We start from the raw sequence: 16,748 nt of genomic DNA, 5'->3' as shown, positions 1-16,748 counted from the left end.
GAAAGTTGTTTGTAGTGGCTTGATTAATGGTCACAGGCTGCCAACACTTAGGTTAGCCAAGTGATTTCCCCGTCATTTTTTGGGTTGCTTATGAATAGTCTGCGCACGGTCTTCGGTGTGATTATCGTTCTGTTTTTTATTGCACTCCCGGCGAAGGCCCTATCGGAGGGGACGCCACTAAAAGTGGCGATTGCCGGGGATGCGCCACCCTATGTAATTGATGGCGCAAGTGGCGGCTTGGAGGTGGATATTGTACGGCAGGCGCTACCGGGTTATGACGTTGAGTTTGTTCAAATGGGATTTGCACAAACTGCGCCAGCACTTGAGCAGGGTAAGGTGCAGGCCGCAGTGAATGTAATGAAGAAAAATGATCACCTGTTTTATTCAGGCAATATGATTAGTTTTTCCAATTACGCCATTGCCAAAGCCAGCGATGAGATGAAAGTTAGTCGTATAGCAGATCTCAAGGGTAAAAAAGTCATTACTTGGCAGGGGGCCCCGATGGATCTTGGCATGGAGTTTGAAAAAATGTTTGGCCCCAACGGTACTCAGCGGCAAAACTTGATCCTGGCACCTACAGCGCGTGATCTTGTCGCACAATTTTGGAAAATGAAGGGCGTGGTGGCGGTCGTAGACATGGCGCTTTTCAAGTTTTATAGCCAGAAGATGGGGCATACGATGACACAGGTTGATCTATTTAAGATATTCCCTTTGACGACAGATTTCCGTGTTGGCTTTCGTGACCAGAAGGTGCGCGATGACTTTAACCGTGGGCTTGCGAACTTATGCAACAGTGGCCGCTATCGAGAGTTGCTGAGAAAATATGATGTGGAGCAGAGGGAAGATGTCTGCCAATAATAAGGGGCTATACCGCGGCGTTGATGCTGGTGATCTCTCTTGGCTGGGCTGGAAGTTGGCAGTAAAACGAAAAAGGGCCTGTATTTTTCAATACAGGCCCTTTCTATATGGCGCGCTCGGGAGGATTCGAACCTCCGACCGCCTGGTTCGTAGCCAGGTACTCTATCCAGCTGAGCTACGAGCGCGTTGTTATGGTTGCGGACTATAGTCAGTTGATTTTGAAAAGTCAACTGATTTCCAGGAAAAAACCTTAAAAATCCGCAAGTTAGCGAACTTGCCTAGCTTTTAAAAATGCGCCTAGCAAGTCCGACAGGGCGCGAATTCTGCCGTTTGAACAAGAGGTTTGCAAGCCCTTTTTTTAAAATAGTTGCTCTGGAGTATTTGGTATCAGAAATCTGGCCGAGGTGTTCGCCACCCTGTCTCTCTCAGGTCTAGTTATAGCTAACAGGTGTTTATTCGCCGTTGTTGGCGGAGAACTATACTAATTGTTCCGGGGCAAAATCTCTGCCCCTCAGGTGATGAGGGCTGAGAATCTAAACTGAGCGATACCCTATGGCAATGGCGGACAACGAGGATAAGGGGAAGAAGCTACCGCCAGAGGAGCCAGGTTCTCCACTCTCCGGCCAATCACAGCAGCAGAGCCCACTGAGCTGGCTGCAATATCTCGTTCTTCTCTTTTTGATCATCCTCACGTTTCAATACTGCTCGAATGGGCAGTTTGGGGTAGAAAGGGAGGTATTGTCTTACAGCGATTTCAAAGCAGCCCTCGGTGAGGGCAAGGTTGCCAGCGTACTTTTTAAAGGGCAGCGCATCACAGGGGTCTTCAAGCCGTCGGCCAATGACTCAGCTGCAGATAAGGAGGCGGGTAAGGATAAGACTGAAAATCAGCAAGAAAAACGCTTTGCGACGACCTTGCCCCCGCTAGAGGACCCCCAGCTTCTCCCCTTACTGGAGCGGCAACAGGTGAAAATCCAAGCTGAATCGCCCCAAGGGGGGCTTCTACAGAGGATGGCGATACTCCTGTTGCCCTGGATTCTGATTATTGTCCTATTGGTCTGGCTAGCACGGCGTATGCAGGCTCGCATGGGTGCGGTGACTCCCGGTAGCCCGTTCAGTTTTGCTCGCTCACCGGCCAAGCGCTTTGAGCGCAGTCAATCCGAGATCACTTTTGATGATGTGGCGGGCCTCGCCAATGCCAAGAGGGATCTGCAGGAGATTGCCGGCTACCTCAAAGACCCGGAGCACTATCGCAAACTCGGGGCAAAAATTCCCCGGGGCATACTGCTTATGGGCCCCCCTGGGACAGGAAAAACTCTAATGGCCAAGGCTCTGGCCGGTGAGAGCGATGCCCCTTTTTTTAGCATCAGCGGCTCCGAATTTATTGAAATGTTTGTTGGTGTCGGAGCTTCACGGGTGCGAGATATGTTTGCGGAAGCCAAGAAGGAGGCGCCCGCGATCATATTTATTGATGAGATTGACTCGGTGGGACGCGCGCGCGGTACAGGTTTGGGTGGTGGGCACGATGAGCGGGAACAGACCCTAAATCAGATTCTTGGGGAAATGGATGGCTTCGATCCCCAGGAGGCGGTAGTAGTGATTGCTGCGACCAATCGCCCCGACGTGTTGGATGCGGCACTACTTCGCCCCGGGCGGTTTGACCGCAAAATCACTCTGGATTTGCCGGACAAGCCCGCCCGCAGGGAAATCCTGAGGATTCATTCTAAAAATGTCCCGCTACATGGGGAGGTAGACCTGGAACACCTCGCGGCCCTGACGGCGGGTTTTGCCGGTGCGGACTTGGAAAACCTGATCAATGAGGCCGCCTTGCTGGCGGGAAGGCTAAATAAATCGGTAGTGGATATGGGGTGCTTGTTACAGGCCAGAGACAAGGTGGTACTCGGTGGAGAGCGGGAAGTGATTATGGGGGAGGATGGCCGAAAAACCGTCGCCTACCATGAGGCCGGCCATGCTCTCACGGCAGTCCTGTTGCCCCACGCAGATCCTCTGGAGAAAGCCACCATTATCCCCAGAGGGCACAGTTTGGGGGCAACAGAGCAGATTCCCACGGAGAATCATCACAACATGAAGGTGAGTTACCTGCGTGATCGTATCGGAGTAATGCTGGGGGGCAGGGTGGCCGAGCAACTGGTCTTTAAAGAAGTCAGCAGCGGTGCTGAGTCCGATCTCAAGCAGGCTACCCGCTTGGCTCAGCATATGGTGACGCACTGGGGCATGAGTCAAAAGCTGGGTCCGGTGGCTTTTCGGCGAGGAGAGGAGCACATCTTCCTGGGCAAGGAAATGGCACAACAGAAAGATTTTAGTGAACACACCTCTGAGATTATTGATGATGAAGTTATTGCGTTGATCAGCGGGATAGAACAAGAGATTGAGGAGCTTCTGAAGAATAATGTCAAAAAACTCGATGCCCTAGCGCATGCATTGCTGGAAAAGGAAACTCTGAATGGGGTGGAAATACATCAAGTGATCGCGCAGTGTAGCCAGTGAAATGGCTAGCCTAGTTAGCAGAATGGATTGATGGGGGCAGGCTTAGGTATACCGGCTATATGCCGGAGTAAACCTCTAGTCGATTTGACTACTTTTGACTTAAATCAGAATTTGATTGGTAATTGTATTTTCCAAGTTTGCCAATTATTTCAACTCACCAAAGAATTTTGGCAAAAACCTTTTTGGACTTGAAGGTCAAGTTGGCTTATTGGCAAAGTAGGGCAATACTTGGCAAGAGAATTTTATTTCTAACAAAATGATCATGGGTACCATCTATAGGGTTTCTCTCGGTTTCATTCAAAATTGTGATTGAAGCAAATTTGCTGACTGCTAGGTCTTTTTGTTTTGAGTCAGTGCCGGGTTTTTTCCTGATTTTTCATCCGCTGTGTATTTCAGGCCCTGCGTATCAATTTTTATAATTGTTGGGCACGTGAAGAATTTATAATTTCCAAATTTCCAGTGTTATAACAATCTGGGAGATGAATAGGTTCGCACTTATATAGTGCACCTTGAGATTAAGTTTCTTGTTATTTTTTCATTTTCTCGGTTCAAACGAACTTTCCAGACTAATTGAGTTATTTTTATCGTTCTCCACGATGAATAGACTTCCACCTGGCTTAGCTAGCCTGTAATCTGTTCCCGTCACAGAAAACCTGCGAAATCTGTGTCTCTTTATCAGCGCGGTCTTGGATCGGAGTCTCGCAAAGTCGGAATCTTCTTAGAGAGAGTAGAGCGGCGGGACCAAGTAGTACCGATTGCGATAAGTCCGTTGTTGTAGATAAAAAAAATAAGACAATGGAGAGAAAACATGGGAATTCCGTCAAAACTCAAGCAGCACTCCGCTCTGCTATCCGCCTGTTCAGTAGCAACTCTTTGGTTAGCCAGTGGTGCAGCCCCCAGTTTTGCCGCTGAGGGTTCGGTTAGCACTCTGATGGAGGAAGTGCAAGTGACCGCGCGCAAGCGTGCGGATGCCGAGATCCTGCAAGAGGTTCCGGTTGCAGCCACCGCCTATTCCGGTGACCAGTTAGAGGCACTGCACACCAAGGATCTGCAAAGCCTATCCTTTAAGATGCCCAATGTTCAGTTGGAGGATGTGGGCACTGTCAAAAACACCGCAAACTTTACTGTGCGCGGTCTCGGTATCAACAGTTCCATTCCATCCATTGATCCCACCGTGGGGGTGTTTGTGGATGGTATGTATCTGGGGGTAAACGCTGGCGTTGTCACCGACCTGTTTGACCTGGAAGGTGTCGAGGTCTTGCGGGGGCCACAGGGGTTGCTGTTTGGCCGCAACGTGACCGGTGGCGCGGTGGTAATTAAGACCGCTCGGCCCACAGAGGAGTTTTCCTCGCGCTTTAAACTCTCTACCACAGACAATCTGGACACCGTAGCAGCTGGCTCAATCAACGGTGCCCTCTCCGATACCGTCAACGGTCGCTTAACGGTGTATTACAACGATGACCGGGGCTGGTTCGAAAATGTGGCTACGGGCAATGATAATGCCGGCGCCTCCGATAGCTGGTTTATTCGCCCAAGTTTTAGTATTCAGCTGAATGACACGGCTGAATTGCTGGTACGTATGGAACACGGCCGGATGGATTCTGATGGTGTGGTAGCGCAGAACCGTGGTTCTGAGCCCTATTTTGAAGTGACGGATACAGGGGTTATTCCATGGGGTAGCGCCACTCAAATAGCTGCGTCAGTGGGTATTGATGATTGGGATAACAGCAAGGGCTCGTTTGAGGTGGCCCAGAACGAAGAGGGCTCCCAGAAAGATGAGTGGAGCCAGATCATTACCGAGTTCAACAAGGATGTGGCCTTCGGCGATGGTACCATTACCAATATTCTCGCCTGGCGCGAGTATGAGGCGCGCGGTATGGGGGATATTGACTCCCTGCCTCTAACGCTTTTCCATGCGGATTCCAGTGTTGAGCAGAGTCAGCTCAGTAATGAACTGCGCTATGCGGGTCGCTTTGGTCGCACCGCCTTAACCACCGGCGCTTACTGGTTTAGCCAGGATGTGACTTACCTGGAAAATCGTCTTCTGTTTATGGGGGCATTCGATTGGACTGGGGGCGGCAAGCAGGACCACAGTACTTATGGCGTATTTGCCCAGGCGGATATCGACCTGAATGAGGCTTGGGTGTTGACCCTGGGGGGGCGCTACTCTAGCGAGGAAAAAGACGCCAAGATTGCCTCTATTCCACTGAATACCTGCACTCTGGATGGTTGTTCAAAGTACGATTTTGAGGATAGTGAGAGCTGGAATGCTTTCACGCCCAAGGTAGGCCTACAGTGGTCCGTATCGGATGATACTCAGTTGTATACATTCTGGACCAAGGGCTTCCGCAGCGGTGGCTACAACTTCCGCAATGCCGGTATTAACCCTCTGACTAGAGGACCTTATACCCCACAGGCTACTGATCAGGAGGAGCAGAACAGCTTCGAGATCGGCGCCAAAATGGATTGGTTGGATGGACGCCTGCGCACGAATATGGCGGTATTCCACAATACCATCGACGATATGCAGCGGGAGGAAAACCTTCCAGATGCGGTAACCGGTGTTGCGCAGATAATCCGCAACACCGCCGATGCCACCATTCGCGGTGCGGAGTTGGAGGCTATGGCGGCCCTGAGCGAAAACCTGCTGTTTACTTTTAATGTTGGCTATGTCGATGGGGACTACGACAAGGTATTGGGTGATCTCAATGGGGATGGTCTTGTAGATGGTACCGATCTCGGTCTGGAGATTCCTCGGTTGGCGCCCTGGACTTACGGTGCGGGTTTTATCCACGATCTGCAGTTAGGGGCCTACGGCACACTCACTTCCCGTTTGAACTTCAATCATCGGGATGAGGCGCCTTATACGGATGACAACCGCGGTATGTTGTCGGAAGTCGACATGGTGGATTTCAGTATCGGCTTTACGCCGGACAATGGCAGCTATACCGTCTCACTATTCGGCAAGAATATGCTGGATGAAATGGCCGAAGGCAACAACACTCAATTGCCACCCGAAATGGGGGGAATTGGCGCCAGCTTTACCCCACTCAATAAAGGCCGTGTGATGGGGGTGGAGTTCCTGTACGAGCTATAAAAATTAGACGCTCTCGCCATTAATTGGGGCCCTTGCCGCCGTTGATGGATTTCCTTGTGGTCGGGGTCGCTTGCACAGACTTTCTTTTGGGTGTGTGTGTGGGAGTCCCTGGCCACAGTCGTATTTACTCACCTGTAATTTCTTGGTATTAGCGGTACAGTAGTGCCGAGTATGCCCAGGATGGTATCCAGAAATAGTTGCCATTGCTTTACCGGGTCGTGAAGAAATAGAGGAGTGAAACATGCGTGCGATTGATTTACTGGAATATGGTGGCCCCGAAGTGATGCGGCTTACGAACCTGCCCAAGCCGCAAGCGGCGCCTGGTGAGGTATTAATTGAGGTGGCCGCCGCAGGCGTTAATCGGCCCGATATCGTTCAGCGCAATGGACACTACCCGCCTCCCCCCGGAGCCTCGCCAATCCTGGGGCTCGAAGTGTCTGGACGAATATCCGAAGTTGGTGAGGGGGTGGTGCGCTGGAATGTCGGCGATAAAGTCTGTGCCCTGAGCAATGGCGGTGGTTATGCGGAATTTGTGGCTGTGCCTGAAGGGCAGTGCCTACCGATACCCGGCTCTTTATCTATGCTTGAAGCGGCCGCCCTGCCGGAAACCTTTTTTACCGTTTGGGCCAATGTGTTCGACCGCGCCCGGCTGCAAAGCGGCGAGATTTTATTGGTACACGGTGGCAGTTCCGGTATAGGCACTACGGCTATCCAGCTGGCTCACCAGCTTGGTGCCAGGGTTTTTGCCACCGCTGGCTCCGCTGAAAAATGTGCAGCCTGCGAAAGGCTTGGTGCGGAGCGGGTAATTAATTACCGAGAAGAGGATTTTGTGCAGGTAGTGCGGGAGGCCACCGCAGACCATGGGGCCGATGTCATCCTGGACATGGTGGGGGGCGATTATATTGAACGTAATATTCGTGTGGCGGCAAATGATGGACGCATAGTAAACATTGCTTATCTCCAGGGAGCCAGTGTCGAGATTAATATGTTGCCGGTGATGTTAAAGCGGCTTTCCCTGACGGGATCGACTTTGAGAGCTAGAACGGATCGGGTAAAAGCGGGGATTGCCCAGGCCTTGGAAGCCCAGGTATGGCCACTTATTGAAGCTGGCAAAATTCATCCGCAAATTGCTGCGCGTTTTCCCCTGGGGGACGTTTCTGAGGCGCATCGGTTACTAGAGTCTGGCAACCTCGTCGGCAAGGTTGTATTAACCCTCTAAACCTCAAGAGGCCTTCTTCGTCAGATACTAATATGTGAGGCTAAGTAAAATTTGGCTAGGGTGCAGAATATTTGGGAATCTGTTTGATAACACCCTCAGGAGTATTTTGTGGTGAGCAGTAAGTGTTATCCGGGGAGCGATTTATAGGTGATACTGCGCTGACATCATCGCTCATCATTTCGACATAGGCCTTGTAGAGATTGCTGATATTGCGCACATATTGCACCGGTTCTGAGCCGCGCACATAGCCGTACCGCGCTCGCTTGAAGTATTGAGGTTGTGCCAGTTTCAGCATGGCCACTTCGACATTGTCAAACCAGATATTGGGGTCGAGCCCCAATTGTTTGGCGAGACGCTGCGCATCGAGTAGGTGACCGTAACCCGCATTGTAAGAGGCGAGGGTGAACCACAGTTTGTTGACCGTTGGTAGTGATGGATTAAAGCGATCACGCACCCAATCCATATATTTCACCCCGGCCTTGATACCGCGTTCCGGTTCAAAGAGTGGCGGAGGGAAGCCCATCTCCTCCGCGGTTGCCGGCATTACCTGCATCAAACCTTGAGCGCCAACGGGAGAGACGGCTTTTGGGTTGAAGTTACTCTCTTGCCACATTTGCGCCACGATCATGCGCCAGTCAAAATCGTATTTGAAGGCCGATTCTTTCACCAGGTCATCGTAGGGTGAAAGGTTTTCCCCGGGAATAACCCGGCTACTCACCCTCTGCATAAAGCGTTTATTGGGCTCGAAATAGGCGGCGTACTGTTTTTTGTACTTGGCGGTTTTTCTATAGTTCTGTATGAATTTATTGAGGTTTTTTAGTAAGTGCCAGTTCTGGCGCAGCACTAACCAGCCCTGGGGTTGTGGATCACCAAGTAGGGTGCCAAGTACCAGGTTGGGTTGCACCGAAGCCTCAATTTTTGCGCGGCCTGAGTGGGCGATGGTGGCATCAATCAGCCCGTCTTCAATTAAAGAGAATATTTGTGACTGTGACATGTCTGGCGGCGCAACTTGAATTTCCACATTGATTCCGGCATCGCGCAGTGTTTTTGCGCTGTCAATAAATGAGGAGTAGGCACGCAATGTTAATTTTCGCCCATTCAAATCCTGAATTTGCTCGATTGGCGGTTTATCTTTATTGCTGATCACTTGATCTGCGGACTCGACATAGGGTTTGGTAAATACCATTCCCTTTGCCTCATAGGAGGATGTGATGTTGAGTTCAGCCCCGGCAAAATCTCCCCGGCCGGCCCGGAGCCAGTCCGCCAAGTCCTCCTCGTAGGGCACAACGATAATTTGCAATTGCAATTTGTGCTTATCGGCAAAGGCTTTTGCCAGGTCGTAGTCAAACCCCATCAATAGCCCTTTCCAGAGGAAATATGTCGTGGGTCCGTTATAGGTAAGCAGACGAATAACACCGGATTTTTTGATGCCTTTCCAATCGGTGATACGCTCTTCCTGGGCTTTTACCAGGTTTCGGGTAAGAAAGTTATCCACCGTGGAATGGAGCCTTTTCGCATCCTTGCGCAGCCCCCAGGCAATATTCTGTACCTCGCTGACATAGGCACCTAAGCGCAAGTCATCCCGGTAGTTGCGCAAACCCTCGGCTGAAAAATCCTCCAGAATTGCCACCCGATTTTTTCCCTGATTGAGCATGTCCACCAAGCCGTCGCGATTGCCGTGAACAACAAATTCTTTCACCGTGAGGTTTGCGTCCGGGTACTTGGCGATCAATTCTTTTGCCGTTTCTATATTGGCTGAGCCCTGTGGAACAATCAGTTCAACATCTTTCAGTTTGCTCGGGTCGCTAATATCGGGCCCGGAGGGACCTGTAACAAGCTGTTGGCGGGAGTGGCGAATAGGAACTGCGAAGTCGATAATTTTTTCACGAGCATCCGTAACGGTTAGGTTATAGGCAATAACATCGGCTTCTCCGGCAATTAGCATTTCCACCGCTTGGTCGGGGGTTGCGGCTTTAATCCACTTGGCTTCCAGTTTTAATTGGTTGGCGAGTTTATTTGCCAGTTCGAAGTGGCGCAGGCTGACGACGCTGTCGCGGGGAAGTAAGTTTTCCGAGGCACCGGTCAAATTTACAAAGCGAATGGTGCCGTGCTTTTTTATTGCCTTGAGATCGCCGGTCTCAATGTAATTGACTTGTTGTTCTTTCGCAGGGGTAACAGGTGTCTCGTTGTTTCGTTTTCCCGGCATGTTATTGGCTTCAGGAGACGTAGAGGTAGTCTCTGAGCTGGGTGTTGCGGTCTCAGGTGCTTTTTTTGCACAGCCCGCAAATGCCAGGGTTAGTATCAAAAGATATAACAAAACCCTGATAAAGGGGCTTACAGCTTTATAACGACACTGCATAGATCGCTCCAGAAGCTCTCTACTTGCGGATTATAGTGTCGTGCCGCAGCGGCTCATTTACTGGGTTTTATTTATTGATGCGTTGAAAATTGGTTTAACTCCGTGCGGGGAGTAAATGCCTGCGTTGTGGACAGGGGGATATTGAGAAAACGGGGTTCTCCTTTTTATACCGGGTGAGCCTTAATCGATACTTTCTATCCTGGCAGAGAAATGGCCCTGGGCCAGTTGCACTTGGATTTCCTGGTCCACGGTGAGTGTGCGGCTATCTTTCAAGGCCCGACCCTGTGAGTCTTTGGCAATGGCATAGCCCCGCTGTAGAACGGCCAGCGGACTCACATTGTTGAGCAGCTGTGCCTGCTGGTTGAGCCTGTCGGTGTTGCGTTGCAAGAGGTGTTTCATTGCGCGTTGCAGCCCGTTTTGCGCCATACGTAATTGTTCGTGTTTTTCCTGTAGGCGGCGCTGGGGTTGGCAGTGAGTGAAGGCCCTGTGGGCCACCGTTAATTGCGACCGACGCTGTTGGATCTGCTGCTGCCCCGCGGCGAATAGGCGCATTTCCAGATGGTCCAGGCGCTGTGTGCGGTTTTGTAGCTGCTCGCGAGGGTGGCGCAGTTGGTTGCGTCTCAACATGACCTGCTGCTGCAAATGGCGCATTTGTTGTTGAGTGGCTCGATATAATCGAAGCTTGCTGTTTTCCAGGCGTTGAAATAACTCTGCGGCATTTGCGCTGGCGATTTCTGCGGCGGCAGAGGGCGTGGGTGCGCGTACATCGGCGGCGAGGTCAGAAACCGTCGTGTCGGTCTCGTGACCCACGGCGGAGATTGTGGGAATAGGGCAAGCCGCTAAAGCCCTCGCTACAACTTCTTCATTAAAGGGCCAGAGATCCTCCAGAGAGCCGCCGCCGCGACCCACAATAAGCAAGTCGTGGCGACCGCTGCGCCCGGCCTTTTCAATAGCAGCGGCGATCTGCTGCGCAGCCCCCTGTCCCTGTACGGCCACTGGCCAGAGTTCAATTTGTGCCCCAGGGTGACGGCGCCCCAGCACATGGATCATGTCGCGGATAGCGGCGCCGGTGGGGGAGGTGATAATGCCAATATTGGTGGGTAAATAGGGCAGGGCACGTTTGCGGGCGCTATCGAAAAGTCCCTCAGCCTGCAGTTTTGCCTTGAGCTGTTCCAGTTGGCGCATCAGGGCGCCAAAGCCGGCTTCCTCCATATGTTCGACGATCAGTTGGAATTCACCGCGCCCCTCATAGAGACTCACCCGTGCGCGGATCAGTACTTCACGACCGTTTTTCGGAGGGAATGCCACGCTGCGGTTGCGCCCACGAAACATCGCGCAGCGCACCTGGGCACGGGCATCCTTCAGGCTAAAATACCAGTGGCCGGAGCTGGGCACAGTGAAATTGGAAATTTCGCCGCTGATCCAAAGCAGGGGCACACTGCCCTCCAGCAGGTGTTTCACCTCCCGGTTGAGGTCGCTAACCGACAGGACGCTGCGCTTGGTGTTGGGAGCTGTGGAGCTGGGCTGCATCTGTGCCTCTCAAGAAAAAACTGGCGGAGCAATATTGCAGTATCGCCAGTTTAGGTAAAGTGCTTTACTCGATAAATCCAACTTTGTGTAAATTCTCATTTGCGCTTTTTTACTTGGGGGGTATAATCGCGCCGATACCCAATCCCGCCTATTCGAGGTTTGAGTGTCAACAATGTCTGAATCTAATCTGCGCATCGCGCGCGAAGCCCTCACTTTCGACGACGTCCTACTTGTGCCCGGTTATTCCGAGGTGACTGCCAAGGATGTCAGCCTTAAAACCCAGCTGTCCCGCAACATTACCCTGAATATTCCCATTGTCTCCGCCGCTATGGATACAGTGACGGAAGCGCGCCTGGCGATTGCCCTGGCTCAGGAAGGCGGTATCGGCATTATCCACAAGAGCATGTCTATCGAAGAGCAGGCGCTCGCCGTGCGTGCTGTGAAAAAATTTGAAGCCGGTGTGGTTAAAGACCCGATTACGATCGAGTCTGATGCCACGGTTCGTGAGCTAATTGCACTGACCACTCACCACAATATTTCCGGTGTACCGGTGATGGACAGAGGGGACCTGGTGGGTATCGTCACCAGCCGCGATGTTCGCTTCCTCACCGACCTGGATGTGAGTGTTGCCAGTATCATGACACCGAAAGAGCGTCTGGTAACGGCACATGAGGATGCGCCCTCGGACCAGGTGCGCGAATTATTGCACAAGCATCGCATCGAAAAGGTGCTGGTGGTAAACGATAATTTCGAGTTGCGTGGCCTGATCACCGTTAAAGACTTTAACAAGGCTGAACAGTACCCCAATTCCTGTAAAGATTCCGATGGTCGCCTGCGTGTCGGTGCCTCTGTGGGTACTAGCCCCGATACGGATGACCGCGTGGCGGCTCTGGTTGAAGCCGGCGTAGATGTACTGGTGGTAGATACCGCTCACGGTCATTCTCGCAACGTGATTGAGCGGGTACGTCGCATCAAGAAGATGCACGCTCAGGTAGATGTGATCGGTGGAAATATTGCCACCGGTGAAGCCGCCCGCGCTTTAGTCGAGGCGGGTGCCGATGCCGTCAAAGTGGGTATCGGCCCGGGCTCCATCTGCACCACTCGCATCGTGACTGGAATCGGTGTGCCCCAGGTAACGGCAATTGCCGAGGTATCCTCTGCCTTGGAGGGCACAGGAGTCCCCATGATCGCGGATGGTGGTATCCGCTATTCCGGTGATATCTCCAAGGCGATTGTAGCTGGGGCCTCAGCTGTCATGATGGGTTCCATGTTTGCCGGTACCGAAGAGGCACCGGGTGAAGTGGAGCTATATCAGGGGCGTACCTACAAGTCCTACCGCGGTATGGGTTCCCTGGGGGCCATGTCCCGCACTCAGGGCTCCTCCGACCGTTATTTCCAGGATGCCAGTAAAGGTGCGGAAAAATTGGTGCCGGAGGGTATCGAAGGGCGCGTCCCCTATAAAGGACCACTGTCCGCTATCGTGCACCAGATGCTGGGCGGCCTGCGCTCGGCGATGGGATATACCGGTAGTGCGGACATCGAAATCATGCGCACTCGCCCAGAGTTTGTGCGGGTCACTACTGCAGGCATGGGCGAGTCCCATGTGCACGATGTGCAGATTACTAAAGAGGCGCCCAACTATCCGGTGGGTGGGCGCTAAGCCTTCCCGAGTAAACAGCTTCCAGCACCCAGCCGCAAACGGACCTTTCAGGTCCGTTTGCCGTTATTCACCATGTTATCGAGTCAATCATGAGCCAAGATATCCACTCCAGCCGAATACTGATCCTCGACTTCGGGTCCCAATACACCCAGTTGATCGCCCGCCGTGTAAGAGAGCTGGGTGTTTTCTCCGAAATCCGCGCTTTCGATATGAGCGAGGAAGAGATCCGCGAATACAACCCAAAAGGCGTGATTCTGGCCGGTGGCCCCGAGTCCGTACCGGAGGAGGGGTCGCCCCGAGCACCGGAAGTGATCTTCACTTTGGGTGTACCGGTATTGGGCATCTGCTACGGCATGCAGACGATGGCGCACCAGCTGGGCGGCGCGGTACAGGGTAGTGATATCCGCGAGTTTGGTTATGCCCAGGTGAAAGCGGAGGGTACATCAAAGCTGTTACAGGATATCAAAGACCATCTCAACGATGACGGCGAGGCGTTGTTGGATGTGTGGATGAGCCACGGCGATAAAGTTGTGCAGATGCCGCAAGGTTTCGAACTGATGGCCTCTACGGATTCCTGTCCCATTGCTGGGATGTACTCCGCCGAGAAGAATTTCTTCGGCGTGCAGTTTCACCCGGAAGTCACGCATACCTTGCAAGGGATGCGGATCTACGAACATTTTGTGATTGACATCTGTGGCTGTGAAAAGCTGTGGACGCCGGCCAATATTATCGAGGATTCCATCGCCAAGGTGCGCGAGCAGGTGGGAGCTGGCAAGGTACTGTTGGGGTTATCCGGTGGTGTCGACAGCTCAGTTGTGGCGGCACTCCTGCACAAGGCTATCGGCGATCAGTTGACCTGTGTCTTTGTGGATAATGGTCTGCTGCGCAAGAACGAAGGCGACCAAGTGATGCAGATGTTCGCCGACAATATGGGGGTGCGGGTGATTCGTTCTGAAGCGCAAGACGACTTCCTGTCGCGCCTGATCGGAGTGGATGAGCCTGAGGCCAAGCGTAAAATCATCGGCAACACATTTATCGAAATCTTTGATCGTGAAGCTGCCAAGTTACAGGATGTCAACTTCCTTGCCCAGGGCACCATTTATCCGGATGTGATTGAATCCGCCGCCGCTAAAACCGGTAAAGCGCATGTGATCAAGTCCCACCACAATGTGGGTGGCCTGCCGGAAGATATGCAGTTTGAACTGGTGGAACCCCTGCGCGAACTATTTAAGGATGAGGTGCGTAAGGTCGGTCTGGAGTTGGGGCTGCCCTACGATATGGTCTATCGCCACCCCTTCCCGGGACCGGGCCTGGGCGTACGTATTCTCGGCGAAGTAAAAGCCGAATACGCGGATATCCTGCGCGAGGCCGATGCAATCTTTATCGAGGAGCTGCACAAGGCCGATTGGTATCACAAAACCAGTCAGGCGTTCGTAGTTTTCCTGCCGGTGAAATCTGTTGGTGTTGTGGGGGATGGTCGCCGTTACGAGTATGTAGTGGCGTTGCGTGCCGTGGAAACTGTGGACTTCATGACCGCGCGCTGGGCGCACCTGCCCTATGCGCTTTTAGAGAAGGTATCCAATCGTATTATTAATGAGATAGAGCATATCTCCCGCGTAGTATACGACGTATCCAGCAAGCCACCTGCCACCATTGAGTGGGAGTAACTGTTTAGCTACACGGCTTTCTGATGGGGTGTTCAGCGCCCCACAGTCGGATTTTCCACGCTGAGCGTTCCACTTTCCACAGTCGTGGCTATTTCCCTTGGGGATAGCCACCTGCTTCGCCCGTCCTCCCAATACTCTACACCCTTAACCCTAACTCTTTGATTTTTTAAGCGTTTCCATGTGTGGTCATTTTTTCTTCAGATTGTCACATTGGCGCAACCATGGGCCTTCGCAGCGGGGATAGTGGAGTTATCCTCAGAGATATCCACAGATTCTGTGGGTAGAGGATAACCCAGGGCCATTTAGCCCTAGTTCCGGGGCCGTTAGCGCACTTTTCCTTTTGAGCGGCCCTGGAATATCTTACGTATTAACCGGTAAGGGTGTGTACCCTGAGGATTTAGTCCACGCCATTGAAGGTGAATGGAAGTGTGGTCATCGACAGAGGTTTTAGTCGCTGCGGAGACTCTGTGGATAGGGTGGCCTATTGACCGCCAGCTGCTTTTTAGAGGCATGGTGAGCGATGTACGCCAGGCTTAAGGCAAAGGGAGTCCAAAATATTAACCACATGGGGGAGGGGCCGGATGCAAGGCGATACCCGTCGGAGGACATAAGCAGAAATGTGGTGATTAGGGAGATCATACAGGCAATGCCTGTGCCGGTAAGTCGAGCACAGATCAGGCCCCGGAGAAGGAGGCCTGAAAATATACAGAAAAGCCCCAGGCCTACTGCCCCGCCGTAATACAACATGGAAATAATAATGCTGTGTGGGTGCTCCGGATTGATACCAACCTCATTGAGGATGGCCAGCCCAGCGCTGGTTTCTCGAAGGTTAGTTGCAACGCCAGCGCCGAAAAGCCAGTGATTACTCGCTTCACTCAGGGTGTGTTTCCAGATTACCAGGCGGAAGCTGGATCCACGGTCCAGCAATTCCTGGAAAAATGCCCATTCGATCTGGGTAATTAGCGCACCAAGAGTCACCACGGGCAATATTACCAGCGGCCAGAGTTTTAGCGAGTACAGCGAGCGTAGGTAGAGGGCGCTATATAAGATGATCGCAACGATCAAAGTGATTAAAGGGCCCCGGCTCTGGGTTAGTAGGGTATAAGCCAGTAGCATCGAAGTAGCTGTGATCGTTAAAAGTGCATTGCGACGATCAAAAGGGGTTCTATCTATAAAGCCAATCGCCCAGAGTGAAATCAGTGCAGAGGGTCCCTGAATGGCATGAGAGAGGAATCCGGGCCCGGTGAGGCGCGCGGGGTAGAGTCCATCCAGCATGTAGGTCGCGAGTGTGGCGACTGTGGCAAACAGAACGATGGCGTGTGCGATATGCCTAAATGGTCGGCGGTTCTCCAGGATATCCCGCCCTATGATGTACATGCTGCAAATGAAGATACCGGTTCCGATCAGCCAACGTAGGTGGCGAATGGCTACCTTGCTGGTGATATCTGTGCTCCAGAGGGTGCTCGCAAATAAGTAGGTAAGTAGGGCGGCACCCACCCAAAATGCACTGGGGGTATTGGTAAAAAAAGTTTTCCGCTCTCTATAGATCAAAAACAGTGTTGCCGGCAGGACGGCACAGAAAAAAACTGCTCGGTACAGCTCATCAACTTGGATTGTGGTGGCTGATAAAAAGAATAGGGGGATTGCGAGATGGAGGGTCTTAAGGGCACGAAACATGAATTTGGGTATCTATAAAAAACGCTTAATAGCGGAACAAAAGTACATCTTTATGAGTTCAGCCACTCTAAACCCTGAAATCGCCCAATTCCTAGTATGTTCAGGCTAGGCCGCTCAATTCAATCTTTGATTAAAAGTTCTATTACACTAAATAGTAATAAGTGTACAAAATATCA

Annotated in this window: 9 protein-coding genes and 1 tRNA gene; 6 read left to right on the top strand and 4 right to left on the bottom strand. The window is 52.1% G+C overall.

Annotation, left to right across the window (positions count from 1 at the left end):
* Positions 1-90: 90 nt before the first annotated feature.
* Positions 91-858: a substrate-binding periplasmic protein gene (locus ACCI51_RS11775; RefSeq protein WP_371843708.1), complete on the top strand. Its 768-nt coding sequence runs from the start codon at positions 91-93 to the stop codon at positions 856-858.
* Positions 859-966: 108 nt separating this feature from the next.
* On the opposite strand, the gene ACCI51_RS11770 is transcribed toward ACCI51_RS11775, so the two are convergent.
* Positions 967-1,043: transfer RNA gene (locus ACCI51_RS11770), tRNA-Arg, on the bottom strand.
* Positions 1,044-1,410: 367 nt separating this feature from the next.
* On the opposite strand from ACCI51_RS11770, the gene ftsH reads away from it, so the two are divergent.
* From ftsH to ACCI51_RS11755, 3 genes are all read left to right on the top strand, one after another.
* On the top strand, positions 1,411-3,363 hold the full coding sequence (gene ftsH, locus ACCI51_RS11765) for an ATP-dependent zinc metalloprotease FtsH (protein WP_371843707.1): 1,953 nt from the start codon (positions 1,411-1,413) through the stop codon (positions 3,361-3,363).
* An 808-nt stretch (positions 3,364-4,171) separates the two neighbouring features.
* Complete coding sequence (locus ACCI51_RS11760) at positions 4,172-6,460, top strand: TonB-dependent receptor (protein WP_371843705.1); 2,289 nt, start codon at positions 4,172-4,174, stop codon at positions 6,458-6,460.
* 241 nt (positions 6,461-6,701) lie between these two features.
* Complete coding sequence (locus tag ACCI51_RS11755; RefSeq protein WP_371843704.1) at positions 6,702-7,679, top strand: NAD(P)H-quinone oxidoreductase; 978 nt, start codon at positions 6,702-6,704, stop codon at positions 7,677-7,679.
* A 55-nt stretch (positions 7,680-7,734) separates the two neighbouring features.
* Here ACCI51_RS11755 and ACCI51_RS11750 read toward each other — a convergent pair whose 3' ends face one another.
* A complete protein-coding gene (locus ACCI51_RS11750; protein ID WP_371843703.1) occupies positions 7,735-10,038 on the bottom strand; it encodes a transporter substrate-binding domain-containing protein in 2,304 nt (767 codons plus the stop codon).
* 180 nt (positions 10,039-10,218) lie between these two features.
* A complete protein-coding gene (xseA, locus tag ACCI51_RS11745; protein ID WP_371843702.1) occupies positions 10,219-11,568 on the bottom strand; it encodes an exodeoxyribonuclease VII large subunit in 1,350 nt (449 codons plus the stop codon).
* A gap of 172 nt (positions 11,569-11,740) precedes the next feature.
* Here xseA and guaB point away from each other — a divergent pair, with 172 nt between their 5' ends.
* Together guaB and guaA are read left to right on the top strand one after the other, a co-directional pair.
* Positions 11,741-13,228, top strand: a complete 1,488-nt coding sequence (gene guaB / locus ACCI51_RS11740; protein WP_299584473.1) for an IMP dehydrogenase — start codon at positions 11,741-11,743, stop codon at positions 13,226-13,228.
* An 89-nt stretch (positions 13,229-13,317) separates the two neighbouring features.
* A complete protein-coding gene (gene guaA, locus ACCI51_RS11735) occupies positions 13,318-14,895 on the top strand; it encodes a glutamine-hydrolyzing GMP synthase (RefSeq protein WP_371843701.1) in 1,578 nt (525 codons plus the stop codon).
* Between the two features lie 447 nt (positions 14,896-15,342).
* On the opposite strand, the gene ACCI51_RS11730 is transcribed toward guaA, so the two are convergent.
* Complete coding sequence (locus tag ACCI51_RS11730) at positions 15,343-16,572, bottom strand: O-antigen ligase family protein (protein ID WP_371843700.1); 1,230 nt, start codon at positions 16,570-16,572, stop codon at positions 15,343-15,345.
* Between the last annotated feature and the right edge of the window lie 176 nt (positions 16,573-16,748).

The sequence above is a fragment of the Microbulbifer echini genome, from assembly GCF_041447225.1.
Lineage (GTDB): Bacteria > Pseudomonadota > Gammaproteobacteria > Pseudomonadales > Cellvibrionaceae > Microbulbifer > Microbulbifer echini.
The sequence above is the reverse complement of the archived record's forward strand: the minus strand, read 5'-3'. Positions and strand labels throughout refer to the sequence as shown.